Source organism: Vibrio gelatinilyticus (genome assembly GCF_022836845.1).
Lineage (GTDB): Bacteria > Pseudomonadota > Gammaproteobacteria > Enterobacterales > Vibrionaceae > Vibrio > Vibrio gelatinilyticus.
On the sequence record NZ_JAJNNZ010000002.1, the window covers coordinates 160,757 to 179,360 of the forward strand.

At 46.1% G+C, this 18,604-nt stretch carries 12 protein-coding genes; 1 reads left to right on the plus strand and 11 read right to left on the minus strand.

What is annotated here, in order from left to right; genetic code table 11:
* Positions 1-8 precede the first annotated feature (8 nt).
* From galE to mglB, 4 genes are all read right to left on the minus strand, one after another.
* Complete coding sequence (galE, locus tag LNL84_RS02905) at positions 9-1,028, minus strand: UDP-glucose 4-epimerase GalE (protein WP_244355138.1); 1,020 nt, start codon at positions 1,026-1,028, stop codon at positions 9-11.
* Positions 1,029-1,283: 255 nt separating this feature from the next.
* The gene (mglC, locus tag LNL84_RS02910; RefSeq protein ID WP_244355140.1) at positions 1,284-2,291 is read right to left on the minus strand and encodes a galactose/methyl galactoside ABC transporter permease MglC; all 1,008 of its coding nucleotides are present in this window, start codon (positions 2,289-2,291) and stop codon (positions 1,284-1,286) included.
* Between the two features lie 10 nt (positions 2,292-2,301).
* A complete protein-coding gene (mglA, locus tag LNL84_RS02915) occupies positions 2,302-3,810 on the minus strand; it encodes a galactose/methyl galactoside ABC transporter ATP-binding protein MglA (RefSeq protein ID WP_244355142.1) in 1,509 nt (502 codons plus the stop codon).
* Positions 3,811-3,952: 142 nt separating this feature from the next.
* Positions 3,953-4,927 carry a galactose/glucose ABC transporter substrate-binding protein MglB gene (gene mglB / locus LNL84_RS02920; RefSeq protein WP_244355144.1) on the minus strand — a complete coding sequence of 325 codons (975 nt, stop codon included), beginning with the start codon at positions 4,925-4,927 and terminating at the stop codon, positions 3,953-3,955.
* A 397-nt stretch (positions 4,928-5,324) separates the two neighbouring features.
* Here mglB and LNL84_RS02925 point away from each other — a divergent pair, with 397 nt between their 5' ends.
* Positions 5,325-6,668 (plus strand): MATE family efflux transporter, encoded by a 1,344-nt coding sequence (locus LNL84_RS02925; RefSeq protein WP_244355146.1) that lies wholly within the window; start codon positions 5,325-5,327, stop codon positions 6,666-6,668.
* Positions 6,669-6,673: 5 nt separating this feature from the next.
* Here the strand turns inward: LNL84_RS02925 and LNL84_RS02930 are convergent, their stop codons facing one another.
* From LNL84_RS02930 to LNL84_RS02960, 7 genes are all read right to left on the minus strand, one after another.
* A complete protein-coding gene (locus LNL84_RS02930) occupies positions 6,674-8,671 on the minus strand; it encodes an acetoacetate--CoA ligase (protein ID WP_244355148.1) in 1,998 nt (665 codons plus the stop codon).
* Between the two features lie 188 nt (positions 8,672-8,859).
* On the minus strand, positions 8,860-10,998 hold the full coding sequence (locus LNL84_RS02935; RefSeq protein WP_244355150.1) for an alpha-galactosidase: 2,139 nt from the start codon (positions 10,996-10,998) through the stop codon (positions 8,860-8,862).
* Positions 10,999-11,125: 127 nt separating this feature from the next.
* Complete coding sequence (locus LNL84_RS02940; protein WP_244355152.1) at positions 11,126-12,211, minus strand: ABC transporter ATP-binding protein; 1,086 nt, start codon at positions 12,209-12,211, stop codon at positions 11,126-11,128.
* 123 nt (positions 12,212-12,334) lie between these two features.
* Positions 12,335-15,439, minus strand: a complete 3,105-nt coding sequence (locus tag LNL84_RS02945) for a beta-galactosidase (RefSeq protein ID WP_244355156.1) — start codon at positions 15,437-15,439, stop codon at positions 12,335-12,337.
* Between the two features lie 14 nt (positions 15,440-15,453).
* Complete coding sequence (locus LNL84_RS02950; protein WP_244355158.1) at positions 15,454-16,269, minus strand: carbohydrate ABC transporter permease; 816 nt, start codon at positions 16,267-16,269, stop codon at positions 15,454-15,456.
* Positions 16,269-17,186 carry a carbohydrate ABC transporter permease gene (locus LNL84_RS02955; RefSeq protein ID WP_244355160.1) on the minus strand — a complete coding sequence of 306 codons (918 nt, stop codon included), beginning with the start codon at positions 17,184-17,186 and terminating at the stop codon, positions 16,269-16,271. Before LNL84_RS02955 ends, LNL84_RS02950 begins: the two co-directional genes overlap by 1 nt.
* 67 nt (positions 17,187-17,253) lie before the next feature.
* Positions 17,254-18,501: an ABC transporter substrate-binding protein gene (locus LNL84_RS02960; protein WP_244355162.1), complete on the minus strand. Its 1,248-nt coding sequence runs from the start codon at positions 18,499-18,501 to the stop codon at positions 17,254-17,256.
* Positions 18,502-18,604: the final 103 nt, after the last annotated feature.

Genomic DNA, 18,604 nt, shown 5'->3' on the forward strand with positions numbered 1-18,604 from the left:
CTCCAGCATTATTCGCTGTCGTAACCATTTGGGTTAGTGGACTGCCAATGCCAAGAGTCCGTCGTCATGTCTTGCAATGTTCGTGTCGCTTTCCAATTTAAATCGGCTTCTGCTTTCGCTGTACTTGCCCAGCATTCGGCAATATCACCCGGCCTACGAGGTTGTAAATCATAAGGAATCGGTTTCCCGCACGCTTTTGCGAATGCACCCACCATCTCAAGAACACTGCTTCCTTTACCCGTGCCCAAATTGTAAATATGCAAGCCAGACTTCAGCCCAACGGCTTTTAATGCGGCAATATGACCATCTGCCAAGTCCATTACATGGATATAATCACGAATCCCAGTACCATCGGGGGTGGGATAGTCATTACCGAACACTGCCAGCTTGTCGCGACGACCCACAGCAACTTGAGCAATAAAGGGCATTAAGTTGTTAGGAATGCCTTTTGGGTCCTCTCCCATGGTGCCGGATGGATGGGCACCCACAGGGTTGAAGTAGCGCAGTAATGTAATGCTCCAATCTTCATCAGAAGTAAACACATCGCTCAGGCAACGCTCGACCATAAACTTGCTGGTGCCATAAGGATTGGTTGTGTTACCAACCGGAGAGGTTTCAGTAATAGGCACAACATCAGGATCACCATAGACCGTTGCTGAAGAGCTAAAGATAATGCTTTTTACCCCAGCGTTACGCATTGCCCGTGCTAACACCAATGTGCCGTTGACATTGTTGTCGTAGTATTCAATTGGCTTTGCGACCGACTCACCCACCGCTTTTAAGCCAGCAAAATGAATGACAGATTGGATCTCGTTCTCGGCAAAGATTCGATCTAGCAGCGCTTCATCACGAATATCCCCCTGATAGAACTTAGGCGCTTGACCGGTGAGTGCTTCAATCCGAGCGATCACAGCCTGGTTAGCATTACACAAGTTATCAATGATGATAGGCTCAATGCCGTTGCCCAGCATCTGAACACAAGTGTGACTACCTATGTAGCCCATTCCGCCTGTCACTAGTACTTTCAAGTTTCAACTCCCAAAGTAGCTCTTGAACAATCGAGCATAATTATTGAACTACAGAAATTGTAGCAATAGAAAGCAAGATCGTTCTGTGATCACTTTCTCAATGTGTAAACGTTTACACGAGATACTCAAGATTTGAGTTAAAAACTACTGCAGTTGAAACTACAGCGCTTTAATTTAAAGGTTAGGCAATAAGTCGAATGAGCGTAAAACGATTACAGTAAAATTAAAAAGGCACCTTTCGGTGCCCATTTATTACTACTTTTTGTTGGCGTATTTCATTGAGTCGAGCGCCACGGCAAAGACAATGATGGAGCCTTTAATGATGTATTGCCAATACGGACTCACACCAATATACGTCATACCATAGTTAATCACAGTAAAGATAAGCACACCGGTTACAACCCCAGCAATACTCCCCACACCGCCAGCGAAGGACACCCCACCCACAACACAGGCGGCGATAGCGTCAAGTTCATATAAGAAACCAAGGTTATTGGTGGCACTGCCTATACGACCAGCTTCAAGCAAACCGCCAAAGCCATAAAATACACCAGACAGGGCGTAGACCTTAAGCAGTGTCATTGGAACGTTAACACCAGAGACTTTCGCGGCCTCTGGATTACCACCAACCGCAAAGATGTTTTTGCCAAACACGGTCTTATTCCACAATACCCACATGAACACGATCGCGATAATGGCATAGAAGGTGATGTAGGAGAATCTAAAGTCCCCCATCCGAATAAAGCCTTGAGTAAACTCGGAGAAACGCTCGTCAAAGCCCGCAATTGGAGAGGCGCCCACGGAGTCGTAATACAAGGAGTTAACACCATACACGATGATCATAGTACCGAGCGTGGCGATAAACGGGGTTACTTTGAGATAAGCAACGATAATACCGTTGATCAAGCCAATAACGGCACCAATGGCGCACACAACAAGAATAACCGCAAAGATTGGAATATCACCCAACTCAGGGAATACCTTGTTCACGTTGTCAGCGGATTGCAGTAAGGTAGCTGACACTACTGCAGCTAACCCGACCTGACGACCTGCTGAAAGGTCAGTACCTTGAGTCACAATCAGACCCGCGACACCTAATGCAATAATCACACGTACTGAAGATTGAGTCAGGATGTTACTGAAGTTTCTTAGGCTTAAAAACGACGGTTCTTGAATAACGATAATCGCTAACAAGATGAATAGAACCGCATAGATAGCACCCTCTTTTAGGTGCTTCATGGTAAATGTTTTGACTGCGTCCATAATTATTTTCCTAGAGGTAACGAGAGGCCAGCTCTAATATTTCATTCTGTGTAGTGTCTTTGGTATCGACAACACCAGCGGCTCGACCGTTACTCATTACAAGAATTCGGTCGGTGATACCAAGTAGTTCAGGCATTTCGGAAGAGATAATGATGATGCCTTTGTTTTTCTTCGCCAATTCAAGAATCAGTTGATAGATCTCAAATTTCGCGCCAACGTCGATACCTCGAGTCGGTTCATCTAGCATCAATACATCCGGTTGAGTAAGCAGCCATCGACCAATGATAACCTTCTGTTGGTTACCACCTGAAAGCGAGCCTATAGCTGTTTCATGGGACGGTGTTTTTACACTCATCGAGTCAATAACCCACTGAGTGTCGCTCTTCATTTTTTTGTTGCTCAATAAACCAGTCTTGGTCTTGTAGTTGTCTACGTTCGCGACCAGCGAATTAAAGGTAATATCGAGGTTGCCATAAATACCTGTTGAGCGACGCTCTTCGGTGACTAGGGCAAAGCCGTTGTTGATGGCTTCGTGAGCATCGTGGTTTTTGACCTCTTTACCATTGAGTAAAATCTGGCCATCACTTCGTTCACGTACACCAAAAATCGTTTCGACAATGTCGGTACGTCTCGAGCCTACCAGGCCTGCAACACCAAGGATCTCTCCCGCTTTAAGCTCGAAAGAGATATCTTGAATAGACGGTTGATTGAGCGCAGTGAGCCCTTTGACTTCGAGAATAGTGTCTTTTGGTGTATTGCTCTTTTCTGGGAAGCGTTGAGTCAACTCTCGCCCTACCATCATGGCAATAATGGAATCCATATCTAGGCCTTCAAGCGGCCGAGTATCGACCCACTGCCCGTCACGTAAGATGGTGATTTCATCACAAATCGCGAAAATTTCTTCCATCTTGTGTGAGATATAAACAACACCGCAGCCCTTGTCTTTGAGCTTTTTAATGATGGTGAAAAGGTGATTGACTTCTTTTTCAGTAAGAGACGAGGTTGGCTCATCCATGATGACGATTTTGGCATCGTAAGAAAACGCTTTAGCGATCTCCAACATCTGCATTTGAGAAACCGACAGCGTATTCACTTTCACTCTTGGATCAATATTGATATCAAGCTCTTTAAAGATGGCTTGGGTGTCTTGATACATTTTGTCGTGATCGACAAATAGCCCTTTGGTTGGATAGCGACCCAGCCAAATGTTGTCCATTACGGTGCATTGCAGCACTTGGTTCAGCTCTTGGTGAACCATAGAAACACCGGATTCCAGCGCTTCTTTTGAGGATTGAAAGTTGATATGTTGTCCGAGAAAAACAATATCACCTTCATTTTTTTCGTAGATTCCGAATAGGCACTTTAGTAACGTCGACTTACCCGCGCCATTCTCCCCCATTAGGGCATGAATTGAATGCGGCCGAACCTTCAAATTGACCTTATCTAATGCCTTAACACCCGGGAATTCTTTACTAATTCCCGTCATCTCCAATAGGAATTCATGTTCTTGATTTACCATGGCATCACTTTTTTATTATTGGACTAAATTTCAGACAAAGCTCTCCCCTGCACTTATCGCTGTATGGCGATGAGCGCTAGTCAAAGCTGAGAGAGGGGAGCTTTAGGGGGATGGGACTCCCCCTTTAGAATGTCTGGTCTCTTTATTCTAGAGTAGACTTGTCAACACCAACGTAAGGTACACGAACAACTTTGTTATTCATTTCCCATTGAGTGCCTTCTGCTGCCGCTTTGCCATTTGCAAGGTTACGTGCAAGCTCAAATGTTGCTTTGGCTTGAGAATCTGCATCGTTGAGAACTGTACCGGCCATCGCGCCAGACTTCACTAAAGCCAGTGCTTCTGCAAGTGCATCAACACCGAAGACTGGAATATCAGCACCAGCACCTTTAAGAGCTTCTACTGCACCCATAGCCATACCGTCATTGTTTGCGATAACGACTTCGATCTTGCTGCCATTCGGACCAGATAGCCATGCATCAACTTTGTCTTTTGCCATAGCGGTATCCCACATACCCGTATCCATGTGCAATTCATCCGTTTTGATGCCGTTTTCGTTGATTGTTTTCACTGAATAAGAAGTACGAGCTTCAGCATCTGGGTGCCCTGGCTCGCCTTTTAGCATTACGTATTGCAATACACCATCGCCATTCTTGTCCCAGCTAGAATTTGCTTTCCATTGCTGAGCTATCAGATCGCCTTGAATGATGCCAGACTCTTTAGAATCCGTACCGACGTAGTAAGCTTTGTCGTAGCTATCTAGGGCTTTACGGCTTGGTTCTTTGTTATAAAAAACAACGGGAACATCATCCATTTTCGCTTTTTTGATGATGGTTGGCGCCGCGGCAGGGTCCACTAAGTTGATCGCTAGAGCCTGAACACCGCGAGCAAGCATGACATCAACCTGGTCATTTTGCATTGATTGGCTGTTTTGTGAATCATTCATCAAAATACGAGTGTCGCCATCGCCATCAGCTTCTTTCACAATCGCCTGACGAACAACAGACATAAAGTTGTCATCGTACTTGTAGATAGTAAAACCTACTGTTGTACTCGCAACAGCTTGAGTTCCAAAGCCCATACCGGCACAGAGCGCAGCTAAAAGTGTTAACTTTTTCATTGAACAAATCCTATTTGTTGTTTTTTATAATCAGTGTGTAGGGGTATTACAACGCTTGCACTAAACACCGATACGAGCCGAGTTAGTGAAAACGTTTACCTTCGGAGTATAGTGACAAATATGACAATTAATGTGAGGAAGTTAAAAAAATTAACAACACCAACCAAAAGTGTAACTATTTGTTCTTTTTGTTTGAATTGGCTAACACATCTTATAAAAAAGAGGAATTCCTACGTTACGTAATGTAACATCGAGATCGCCATCTCTTTTTCTAAGTACATTAGATGGTGTCATTGGCAGGGTTGTTAAGCAAAATATTGATAACGTTTACAGCCGTTATCAGTGCACGCCAAGCTATTCATTCAAACGTTTATACTCTCTAATTAGGCATACGACCATGTCGAATTCTTCTTCGGCTTTGACAAAGCGCATGAACATTGTTGCGCTCACCTGGCCAATATTTATAGAAGTGCTATTACGCACAGCACTGAATACTACCGATGTTTTCATGCTCAGCGGCTATTCCGATCTTGCGGTATCTGCTGTCGGAGTGATCAGTCAAATCTCGTTTTTTCTTATTGTCGTCTCTATGATGGTCAGTAGCGGTACCGGGATCCTTATTGCACAATACAATGGAGCCTCCCGCAACCTAGAATCCACACAAGTTGGCGTGGCGAGCCTGTTATTAGCGATCATTGTCGGCGGTGCGCTTAGCCTTATAACGTTCTTCGGTGCAGGGACATTCATCTCTTTGTTTGGCCTAGAACATCAGGTAGCCCAATTCGGCTACGACTACCTCATCATTAGTGGCTCTTTTACCTTTAATGTCACTATTGGTATCGTGCTAACCACCATTTTGCGCAGCCACGGTTTTTCTCGCTCACCAATGTTTATTAACCTTTTTGCTGGCATCATCAATATTGGCGGAAACTACATCGCCTTGTATCAGCCTTTTGGCTTGCCCGTCTATGGCGTCACTGGCGTAGCCATTGCGACGGTAACTAGCCAAATTGTCGGCACCTTAATGATGTTCCTTATGCTTCGCTACAAAGGCATTGAGCTACCATTTTCCCAATGGAAAGCGATTCCCAACATCATTTACAAAAAAATCATTAAAATGGGGGCAATGAATGCCGGAGAGATCCTCTCTTACAATATGGCGCAAATGGCGATTGTCTATTTTGTCGTACAAATGGGAACGGCTTCATTGGCCGCCTATACCTACACTCAAAATATCACTCGACTTTCTTTTGCTTTTTCTTTGGCATTAGGACAAGCGGGGCAAATCCAGACCAGTTATTTTATTGGCAAAGGTTGGGTGGACGATATTTTAATGCGCATACAAAAGTACTTCGTTGTTGGCTTACTCGCTTCAATGACGGGGATGGTGCTTATCTACGCCTTTCGCTACCCAATCATCAACCTGTTTACTCAAGATCCAGAAATTGTCGCGCTCGTAGCCATGTTAATTGCGGGGTCGATTTTCATTGAGTCAGGCCGTGTATTTAACCTTATCTTTATTTCGGCCCTAAAAGGCGCTGGCGACATTAAGTTTCCGGTTCAAATGGGTATCCTTAGCATGTGGGGAGTGGCGGTGGTTTCCAGTTACCTCTTTGGCCTGCATTGGGGATTTGGGGTGATTGGTGCATGGATCGCCATTGGCCTGGATGAATGGCTACGTGGCATCATTATGCTAAGGCGATGGCGTTCAAAAGTGTGGACTCGCTTTTCATTAACCTAACAAATTCAGCCAACAAAACGATAGTGAGCAATTTCATCCAATACCTGTGGATTGGCAATTGCTCCTTTATTTTTCACTTCTTTGCCATGCAATACCTGCTTAACCGCCAACTCCACCAACTTACCCGATTTGGTCTTGGGGATATCGCTAATCGCGTAGATCTCCGCTGGCACATGACGAGGTGAGCACTTATGTTTCAAGTGACGCCTTATTAAGGACAGCAGATCATTATCGAGTTTGACACCGTCATTTAGCTGCACAAAAAGAACAATTTTCTCATCACCATCAACTGCGCGCCCAACAGCGAGAGAATCTTTGATTTCATCGAGTTGGTTCACTTGCTGGTAAATCTCGGCGGTACCAATTCTTATCCCTCCAGGATTTAATGTGGCATCACTGCGACCAAAAAACACCATGCCACCACGCTCAGTAATTACAATATCGTCTCCATGATTCCAAACGTTATCAAACTCTGCCCAATAGGCATTATGATAGCGCTCCCCATTGTCACCCCAAAAGCCAATCGGCTGATTGGGAAAGCTATTAACGCACACCAGCTCTCCGCGTTGATTGACGATGCTCTTACCTTGTTGATTAAAAGCTTTGACCGCCAGCCCTAACCCCGGCCCCTGACATTCACCGCGATAGACTGGCGAAATAGGGTTGCCGAGTACAAAACAGCCACAAATGTCGGTACCACCTGAGATAGAGGCTAAATGCAGATCGGGTTTTATCGATTGATAGACAAAGTCAAACTGCTCTGGGTACAGCACAGAGCCGGTGGAGCAAAGCGTTCTTAGATTGGGTAGCTGATAATGGACACACGGCACTAACGCAGATTTTTGTAACGCTTCTAGATACTTGGCTGCAGTACCAAACAAGGTCACCTTCTGTTTTTCGGCAAGATCCCAAAGCACGTTCGGAGACGGGTACATTGGACTGCCATCGAAAATGACTAAGGTTGCGCCACTTGCCAGCGCAGATACATGCCAGTTCCACATCATCCAACCACAGGTGGTGTAGTAAAAAACCCGATCATTGTTCTTAATGTCACAATGCAATTGATGCTCTTTAAGGTGGTTGAGTAAAATACCTCCTACAGAATGAACGATGCACTTTGGTTTTCCCGTCGTTCCTGAAGAATAAAGAACAAAAAGCGGATCGTTAAACGCAACACGCTGATACTCAAGCGTCGCACTTTCATAGCGCTGCGCAATTGACGCCCACACACACACTGCTGCTTTAGTGGCGGGCAATGGACTGCGTTCATTTAGGTATTGAATGACACAAATGTGGTCGATTGATGGAATGCTGTTGGCTATCTTGTGATTCTTTTCTGCCATATCAAACGCGTTGCCATTAAAATGGTAACCATCACAGCAAAACAATACTTTTGGCTCGACCTGACTAAAACGCTCCACCACACTCTCCGCGCCAAAGTCAGGTGACGTGGAAGTCCAGATCGCTCCCAGACTGGTTGTGGCTAACATCGCAACCACCGTCTCAGGCAGATGCGGTAAATACCCCGCAACCACATCACCTTTACCAACGCCAAGATCTTTCAGCCACTGCTGCACCACAGAAACCTGCTGCTCAAGCTGCAGCCAACTTAGACTGCGATGCTGCTGTTGCTCGTTTTCAAAATAAATGGCTTGCGCATTAGGATGGCGACTCACCGATGACAACAAATTTTCAGCGTAATTGAGAGTGCCTTTCGGAAACCACTGTGTATCTCGGTTGGTGGTCAACGCCCCCCATTTGCTGGCTCCCTGACAAGAAACTTGATCCCCTTTTTCACCGAGTACCCGACAAAAGTCCCAAAGTTCACTCCAAAATCGCTCGGCATGATCCACAGACCAACGATGAAACTGATGATAGTCATCAGCAAAAGGCGATGGTGGATTTATGCGCTTTATAAAGCGAATTAAGTTTGAAGAAGATTGGCTCGCCTTACTGGGAACCCAAATAGGCTGAGTGTCATTTTTGGCATTACTATCGAACATGGCTTCCTCGGGCAACGTGACTTTACGATACACACTGAGACTTACAGAACTCGCTATAAGTGTGGTGCAAAGTTGCCCTTAGTCAAACGTGTAAGCCACAATGCCTATCCGGGTAAAAAACAAAGAGGCTGATTGTAAACAATCGCTTACAAACGCCTCTCATGAAGGATATTACCGCGCAGCTGTGCTTATTGTGAGATAGCGGTGATCTCAAGCAACATTGCCGCCTCCGGGTCAAGGACGGGTAATTGCAGCCCAAATGATTTAAGCAACGCCCCACGAATGCGTACTTGCTGCCCCTCAGTGCTCGCTTGCATCCACTCTGGTAAGGCTTTCATTAGACTCAAACTGCTTTGAGGATAATCCACCAGCGTGATGGCATAAACAGCGTTATCCTCGACCATATCGAGAAGTAAAGGCTCTGGTAGCATATAGTCTGGCATCGCCGTTTGGCACACGGTGATCAAAATACTGGTTTCGTTGTACACCCCGTAAACATTTCGACCTGGATCATTGCTGTCTAGGTAAAAAGAGCGCCCGCTGTGCAACAACTCTCTATACTGCTTGTGAAGAGCTATGTACTGAGCAAACCGCGATTTTTCGCCGTCACTCTCTTTGACCGGATCCAGCTCTACCCCCATGTGTCCTTGCAAGGCCGTCAACCCGCGCAAGTTAATGCTATGCTGCCGGCGAGTTGTGTGACTGCACTGTGGCCCGATATGCGCTCCCATGACTTCGGGTGGAAAAAAGACCCCCATGTGCTTTTGAATGGTTTGTCTTTCAAGGGCATCGTTACAGTCTGAACTCCAAAAACGATAGGTGCGTTTTAGGATTTCATAATCGATTCGCCCGCCACCTGATGAACACGATTCAATCTCGACCTTAGGGTGTGCCGTGACCAATTTATCCAGCAATCGATAAACCGCGAGCGTTTGTCCATGCACACTCGCCTTGCCTTGGTGCGATGGTTGAACCAGCTCTCGGTTCATGTCCCATTTTAGATAACCGATGTTGTGCTGAGATAGCAATTCATCCAAGCAGCGGAATAAGTAATTAAAGCAATCCTGGTTTTGCAAATTGAGTACATACTGGTATCGCCCTGTGGGCTGGACATAGCCATCGGTTGCCAATAACCAGTCTGGATGGGCTCGAAAGAGATCCGAGTCAGGGTTAACCATCTCGGGTTCCACCCAAATACCAAACTCCATGCCCAGTTGGTTCACATGCTCAATCACCGGTGTTAAACCATTTGGATACTTGTTGGTATCCAGTGACCAGTCCCCAAGTGCCGCTTTATCGTGATGACGCCCTTTAAACCAACCATCATCAATAATAAATCGCTCTACGCCGATCTCTGCCGCCTGAGTGGCCATTTCACAGATATAATCAGGATCGTGTGCAAAGTAAATCCCCTCCCACGTATTAAGGTGAACTGGCCTAGCTTGCTCCTGACCAAAACGAAGCAGGTTTTCTCTTACATACGCATGATTAGCGTGTCGTAAACCATTAGTGCCGTTCGCACTGTAGCTAGCAAACAGCTCTGGCGTGGAGTAACTCTCTTGCGCAGAGAGCGACATTTCACCCGCCATAAGCAGTTCACCAAACTGCACAAAGCGGCGTCCATCACTTTTCGCTTCTAACCGCCAATGATGATTGCCACTCCAGCCAAGATGAAATCCCCATACCTCGCCACACTGATGACCAAAACCTTGGCCTCCAACCAAACAACCAGGAAAATACTCATGAGAGGTACGACCGCGGCGGTTCTCTTGAGTATAAACACCATGTTCAACTAACTGACGTTGTGGCTGGAATTCACGACTCCATCGCCCCGTGTAGGATTCCAACTCTTTAGCGTGATAAGGTAGTGGCATTGTCACAACCAGTTTATCCAGCTGGTAGGGTACTGAGGCTTGATTGATCAACTCCAATCGCAGACTGAGTACACCACTATCTTCATCCAATTTAAGGTGGACGACAAGCTTTAGGCCTACCATAGGCTCAATACTCTCTATGCTGATCTCATTGCCGTTTTTCTGATGCGAGTGATACTCAAATACTGGCGCCCAATCTTTGCCAAGTCGATGCCCTTCAATGCCTGGAGAGCCGAAACTCCCTCGACCAAGCTCAGGACAAAGAGTAATTGGAACATCATGATCTATTCGCGCCTGTGGCACTGCTCGGCTTTGTACAAGCGCCATTTGCTGCGTCTCTTCATCGCTAAGCTTAGGCTGCAACTTTCCCCAATACACGATCTCAGGCGCGGGGTGTAATTTGATGATTAACGAAGTGGAATGACTGTTTAACTGAATGTATTGCTCGGACATTGGCACATCCTTTCTGAAGCTCGTTAGGTTATCGAGCACTAAGGGGTAGAGGATCAATTTTCACTTTGAAACACATCGAATGCGCTTAATGTAAACGCATTCGATGCGGGTAATCATAGCTAACTCATTACAGGTTTGAGATGCATTTCGAGTCAAAAAACACATGACAATCTGCAAGGTTAAAGCTCAAGTTCAGTTCATCACCTCGTTTCACTTCTTTGTCGCCCGAAACGTGGACTTTATAGTTCTCAAAGCCGCCTACCTGACCAAACAGGTAAGTACTGTTGCCCAAGCGCTCTACCGCATTGGTTGAGAAATGAAGCTTGGCTTCACCACTGTCGTCCAAAGCAATGTGTTCAGGTCGTAGGCCAAACATCACCTTGTCACCTTCACCAATGCTTTGCGTCTGCACTGCGATCTGCAAGGATTGCCCGTCCGGAAGACGAATCGTAATCTCTTGTTCGCCGACTTGCGTCACAGTCGCTGGCAGCATATTCATTTTTGGAGAACCAATAAAGCCTGCCACAAATTCATTGTCAGGGCTGTTATATAGCTCTAGTGGCGAGCCCACTTGCTCTACACGGCCATCTCTTAACACGACGATCTTGTCGGCTAGCGTCATAGCTTCGACCTGATCGTGCGTGACATAAATCATGGTGGTATCAAGCTCACGGTGCAAGCTGGCGATTTGCAAACGCATGTCCACGCGCAATTCGGCATCAAGGTTTGACAGCGGTTCATCAAACAAGAAAACTTTGGGATCCCGCACAATGGCGCGGCCAATAGCAACACGTTGTCTTTGGCCACCGGACATATCTTTCGGTTTGCGGTCCATTAGGTGATCAAGCTGCAACGCTTTGGCTGCACGCTCTACACGCTGCTTGATTTCCGCTTTTGGAAACCCGTTCATTTTCATACCAAAGCCCATATTTTCCTCAACGGTAAGATGAGGGTATAGAGCATATGATTGAAACACCATCGCGATGCCTCGCTCTGCTGGGTCAACATGGTTAACGACATTGTTATCAATCTCGAGCACCCCTTCAGTGATCTCTTCCAGGCCCGCGATCAGTCTTAGCAACGTCGACTTGCCACAACCCGAGGGACCGACGAACACCACAAATTCGCCGGATTTAATATCAAGATCGACACCATGAATAACGGTTGCATCACCGTAACTCTTCACTACTTTGGAAAGCTTTATATCTGCCATGTTCTGTCCTTTCAATTCTTTCACTTTACTGATGGTGTTTCATCAGCAACGTTGATTGTTCTTTTGAGGTGATACTGATTGTCAGCATTGAATCACGGGGGCGGTCATCACGCCCCTCTATCATTATTCGTTTTCAGTGATTCGTAATGTGACACGATAACGATACTGCTCTTGCAGCAACTTAAACTCTTCATGCACACTTGGTGTCCAGGAGTCGTCACCACCAACCCCCATGTGAGCGCAATCGACACGTACAAACACTTTGCCACTGTCTATCAGCTCGTTGGTGTGGCGTGCCGCACGAAGTACTTTGGTATCGAAACGACTGACAGAAAGGTGATGCAGCCCATCGATCTGTAAACGACCGATTTGGCTATGTCGAACATCGCATCGCAATCCACAATCAGTAGGGAAGATATACGGGGTGTGCATCTCGTCGACTGTTGCTTGGTACTGGCCAAGATGGGCCGCGAGCAATCTATCCGGGTAGTTCTCAAAAGGCCCACGGCCGTACCACTTAACGACGTCAACGCTGCTATCAATAGCCATTTCCATCCCAACACGAGGCAATGATGGCAGACCTTTCGCAGCGAACACTTCCACATCGACGGTGACTTCACCATCCAAGTAGATCTGATAGCGCCAGATAGTTTCAAAAACAAGTACGCCTTCAAAACTATGGCTATAGCGGCTTTCAACACTGTAGTGTTCAGCGAGGCTAAAATGTTCAACCGATGCGCATTCAACCGTTAGGTTTGACAAGCCTGCGGCGTCCCATCGAGCCATCCAGGTACTAGGATCGACGCGGTCTGCTTCACTGGTACCAATATCGTTATCCAATGGTGCTCGGTAGAAATTATCTCTTGGCGAAACAAGTAGCTGTTGTTCGCCATCTGCCAGCCATGAGTCCAGATATCCGGTGGCTAAATCAAACTCAAGTGTTTGCTTGTTTGCTTGCAGTATTAGACGCCCATCAGTGACGTTAACTTCTGGTAAACCTGAGCTATTACGCGCTGTTGGAGAGAGTCCAAAGGCACTCGGCAATGTCAGCTGCTCAGCGGCAAGAACATGGCCTTGGTTCGCCCAAGGCGTTGCTTTGGTTGATACAACGCTGAGGTTCAAATGATAGTCACAACCGACCAGCGCTTTAGGCAGCTTTTCTGCCAACTGAATATCAGCGTAGCTGTCGGCTTCGACCCATAATTCAATCTCACCTTGATCGATCACTTGTCCATCTTGCGTGATAGTCCAGCCAAGCTTTTCGTTTTCTGTAGCGGTAAATAAGTACTCACTAGTAACGCGAATGACAACGGGTTCTAAAGAACGCAGACTGAACTGGTGGAATTGCTGCGCTTTTTTTGCTTCATACAATGTTGGATGTACTGTTCGGTCCGGGAAAATCAGTCCATTAATGCAGAACTGGCGATCGTTAATGTCGTCACCAAAATCCCCACCGTACGCCCAGTAATCAACACCGTTTTCATCGGTTTTAGTTAGGCCCTGGTCGACCCAGTCCCAAATATATCCGCCTTGCAAACGCGGATACTCACGGAAGGTTTGCCAATACTTGTCAAAGCTACCTAAACTATTGCCCATCGCATGGGCATATTCACACAAAATAAGTGGGCGCTCTTCTCCTGGCATCCCAAGCCATTTTTTAATGGCCAGCTTTGGCGTTACATTTGGCGCGAGGTCGTGCCGTTGATCGCTGTCGACACGTGCGTACATTGGCACAATGATATCTGTAGCTGCAGTATCTGAACCACCACCTTCATACTGCACTGGACGAGACGGATCACGCTGTTTTGTCCATTGGTACATAGCATGGTGATTGTTACCAATCCCAGACTCATTGCCCAACGACCATACGATGATCGACGGATGGTTTTTATCGCGCTCAACCAGACGAGTGATACGTCGCATATAGGCGTTCATCCAGGTGACGTCATTCGACAGTCGACACATTGGAAACTGGCCGTGCGTTTCAATATTGGCTTCATCGACCAAATACAATCCATATTCATCGCACAATTCGTACCACAGTGGATCGTTCGGGTAATGGGCGGTACGGACCGAGTTAAAGTTATGCTGCTTGAGCAGCTTAATATCTTCAATCATGCACTCGCGTGTCATGGTATGGCCCATTTCAGGGTGGTGTTCATGACGGTTCACACCGCGGATGAGCAAAGCTTTACCATTGACTTTAAGTTGTCCATCACTGATTTCTACCGCTCTGAAGCCAACATTATAAGCTTCACAATCAACCGTGTTGCCATCGTTATCACACAGCGCGACAACCAGACGATACAAATATGGCTGCTCTGCACTCCACTTTCTCGGATTGCTAATAGCAACACTGTGTTCAGCTATCTCCTGCCAAGGGCCTTTTTCGTCGATAATACGTTGACCACATTGTCGAGACTGACGGCCAAATACACTTTGGCCATCGGCATCAAACAGCTCAATATCAATACTATGCGGTGCGTTTTTCTTCGAAAGCGTCGTGGTCACGTTTAACACGGCGTCTCGATAACAAGCGTCTAACTGCGTATTGATTTGTACATCTTTTATGGCAATTTCAGGTTTTGAGCGCAATGTAACGTCACGGAATATCCCGCTCAACCACCACATGTCCTGGTCTTCCAAATAAGAACCGTCGGACCAACGCAGCACCATCACCGTCAGTTGGTTATTGCCAGACACCAGCACGTCACTAATATCAAACTCAGCGGCCAGACGGCTATCTTGCGAGTAGCCAATCCATACACCGTTACACCACACATGAAAGGCTGAATTCACGCCATCAAAAGTAATCGTATGCACGCTTTGTGAATCGAGTTGGTTTAGCTCAAATTCGACACGATATACGCCCGTTGGGTTATCTTGTGGCACAAACGGAGGCGTGTCAGCAAATGGGTATTTCACATTGGTGTAAATCGGCTTATCAAAACCTTGTAATTGCCAATTGCTCGGAACGGCAATTGTGTCCCAGTTACTGTCGTCAAACTGTTGAGCAATATATTGCTCTTGTATCGACTCCGGCTTATCAAGCAACTTAAACTTCCAGTCGCCATTGAGCAGCAAGGTATTGTCCGACTTTACAGCAAGCCTTGCAGCCTCTTCATTATGGTATGCGTGCAAAGGGGCATGAGCATCAAGAACGTTGTGGTGAGTTATGTGTTGGTTTTCCCACTCACGCGCCAATAATATCTCTTTAAAGCTTCTCATTTTTCACATCTCACTTATTTCACGGAGCCGGTCATACCAGCCACGAATTGTTTTTGCATTAAGAAGAACACGGTCAATGTTGGGATCGTCGCCACTACAGTGCCAACCATTATGATTCCAAAGTCTGGGAAGTAAGCCGAAGACAATGACGATAATACGAGGTTTATGGTTTTAAGCTCAGCTGACTGCAACACGATCAAAGGCCATAAGAAAGCATTCCACGACGCCATAAAGACAATAATAAATGCGGCGGCGTAAGTGGTTTTCATCACAGGCATGTAGACATACAAGTAGATTTTCCAGTCTTTGACGCCATCGACGCGCGCAGCATCAATGAGTTCCGATGGAAATGCCTTTGTGCATTGTCGGAAATAGAAAACGATGAATACCGACGCAATCGTAGGCAGCATTACCGCTAAGTGAGTATCGAGTAGACCTGCTTTCGCCATCAGGGTAAACAAGGGGATCATCAATGCCGCAAACGGGATCATCATGGTCAAGAGCATTGCGCCATACACGCGATCTCGGACTTTGCTTTTGTAAATCTCAAAACCATATCCCGCCATTGAAGAAATCAATAGAGTAAAGATAGTACTGATAATGGCGATCTTTGAGGTATTCCAAAAAATAAGCCATAGATCAACCTGCTCGTTCAACTTGGCTAAGTTGACCAACAGTTGATCACCGAAAGTAAACTTACCGGTATTGACCTGTGTGGTGGTGTTGGTACTCGACACGACCATCCAGTAAAACGGAAACAGTGACACTAGTGAAAACACACTCAAAAAAGCGTACATAATGACGCGCAGTGCTTTATTTTTTCCGTTCATTACTTATCCCTCGCTATTTTGAATTGCAACATAGCCAAAGTGGCTGCGAAGAAAACAATCACGTAAGAGACTGTTGCCGCATAGCCAAAGTTAGGCACAAATTTGAACGACAGATCGTAAATGTACATTGACAGCGTTAGTGTCTCATTGGCCGGGCCACCCGCGGTAATGTTCATCACTTCGTCAAACAACTGCAAGGTACCTATGGTCGACATGACCGTCGTGAACAAAATGACGGGTTTTAATAGAGGAACCGTGATGAAGAAAAACTGTTTTATTGGGCTCACACCTTCGATGCGGGCAGCTTCGTAGATAGACTTGTCGATGTTTTGCATCGCCGACAAGAAGAAAATCATATTGTAACCAGTCCAGCGCCATGTAATCGCCAAAATGATGGTGACTTTGGCCCAGAACGGATCTGCCATCCAAGGGATTGGATCAGAAACAATCCCTGTCCACATCAAGAAAGAGTTCACTATCCCTTCATAGGCAAACATACTTTTAAACAGAATGGAGTACGCAACCAGCGATGTCACACACGGAAGAAATATAGCGAGCCTAAACAGGCTTCTAAATTTCAAATTGGGAGAGTTCAAGCAAGACGATAGAGCCAGTGACAGCAAGATCATTATCGGTACTTGAATAATTAGGAAAATAAATGTGTTTGACAGGGCTTTTAGAAACACCGGATCATTGAACAGCCGGGTAATATTGCCAAAGCCAACAAATTCCATGATCACACCGCGACCAGAATGCATTGAAATCCACAATGAATTCAAAATGGGGTAGATCATAAATAATGCGACCAGAGTCACCGCAGGGAGAACAAACCCCCAGCCGTTTATATCGTAAAAGCGCTGAAAGCTGTTTTTGTTACTTGTAGACTCAGGCTGAATCGTTTTCACCAATTCACTCATAATGACACCAAGAAAGTAGAAAAGAGCCCCACCCTGACTCGCTACAGAAGTGGGGCTAAAAGGTTAACTATTGGATTTGATATTTCAGTTGCTGCTCAACACTCTCCAGTACTTTGTCAATTGGGGCACCTTGCATAATAGATGGCATTTGAGCTGCGATAGCTGAATCGACTTCATAGGTATACATGCCATAGTTTACCGCTGGGATGTCAGCCGCCCATTTATTGAAGTCTGAGTAGATCTGCTGATTATTGAAGTAGCTGTCCTGGTATTGGTATGCCGTCGTGTTGCCAGCAGGTAAATAAGAACCTACTGCGCCTTGAGTCTTTAAAATTTCCTCATAGAAATCTTTATCCGAACCAAAGGTATCGTTTAGGAAATCAATCGCGGTATCTTTTACCTTAGACGCATTAAGAACGTACCAACTTGAACCACCCAAGTTTGAGCTGTTGACCGCACCGTCAACATTTAGTCTTGGAGTTGGCGCTACGGCCCAGTTACCCTCTTGGCCTTCTCCCGCTTTAACGGAAGCGGTGATCCATACACCTGTGGTAATCGAAGCAACGGCGCCGCTGTTCACCGAACCGACCCATTCAGACCATCCAATTGTTGGGCGAGCAATCTCAGTTCGGTGCAAATCACGGAAAATACGCAGCCCTTCAGCCAACTCTTTGTTGTCCTTGATATTGAGGCTGCCATCAGCGTTGAAGTACCAACTGCCCGCACCTTGAATCATTACGCGTAATAAGCCTAAGTCCGACGGGTTGTTTCCAAGCATCGACACACCCGTTTTCTCTTTTACCTGTTTGCCAATTTCAATGAAACGATCCCATGTGATGTTGTGCATGTCCTGTGCAGAAAAACCGGCTTTTTCTAAGATATCTGTACGGTAGTACAACCCTGAGACACCCGTATCAAATGGCAAACCATAGACTTCACCATCCACCGTCATGACATTGACTTTGTAGGGCGCAAATTTGCTGTAGTCGATCGCCTTTGTCATCGGTGCGAATGAACCTGGATAAGATTGAAGGTATTTTTGGGCATTGTAATCTTCGATAAGAACCACATCAGGCAGCGCTGAGGTGATGCCTGAAGCTAGCATGGTATGCAGCTTTTGCTCAATGTCCGCTTTAGCAAAATCAACAACCTTAACATCCACACCTGGATTGGCAGCTTCATAACGCTGCGCAGCTTCTTCCATAATGGCAACGTTGAAGTTTGGATCCCAAGCCCAAACGGTGATGTCTTTTGCCATGGCTGCCTGACTAAAACAAGCCAAACCCACAGCTGAGGCCAAAATTCCTTTCATCATTTGTTTCTTCATATTCTTATTCTCTAATTATTTGTAGGGTAGTCATACGGTGGAAACGTTTACACGGCAAATTTAGCATCACAGGAAGGCAATTAAAGGGATT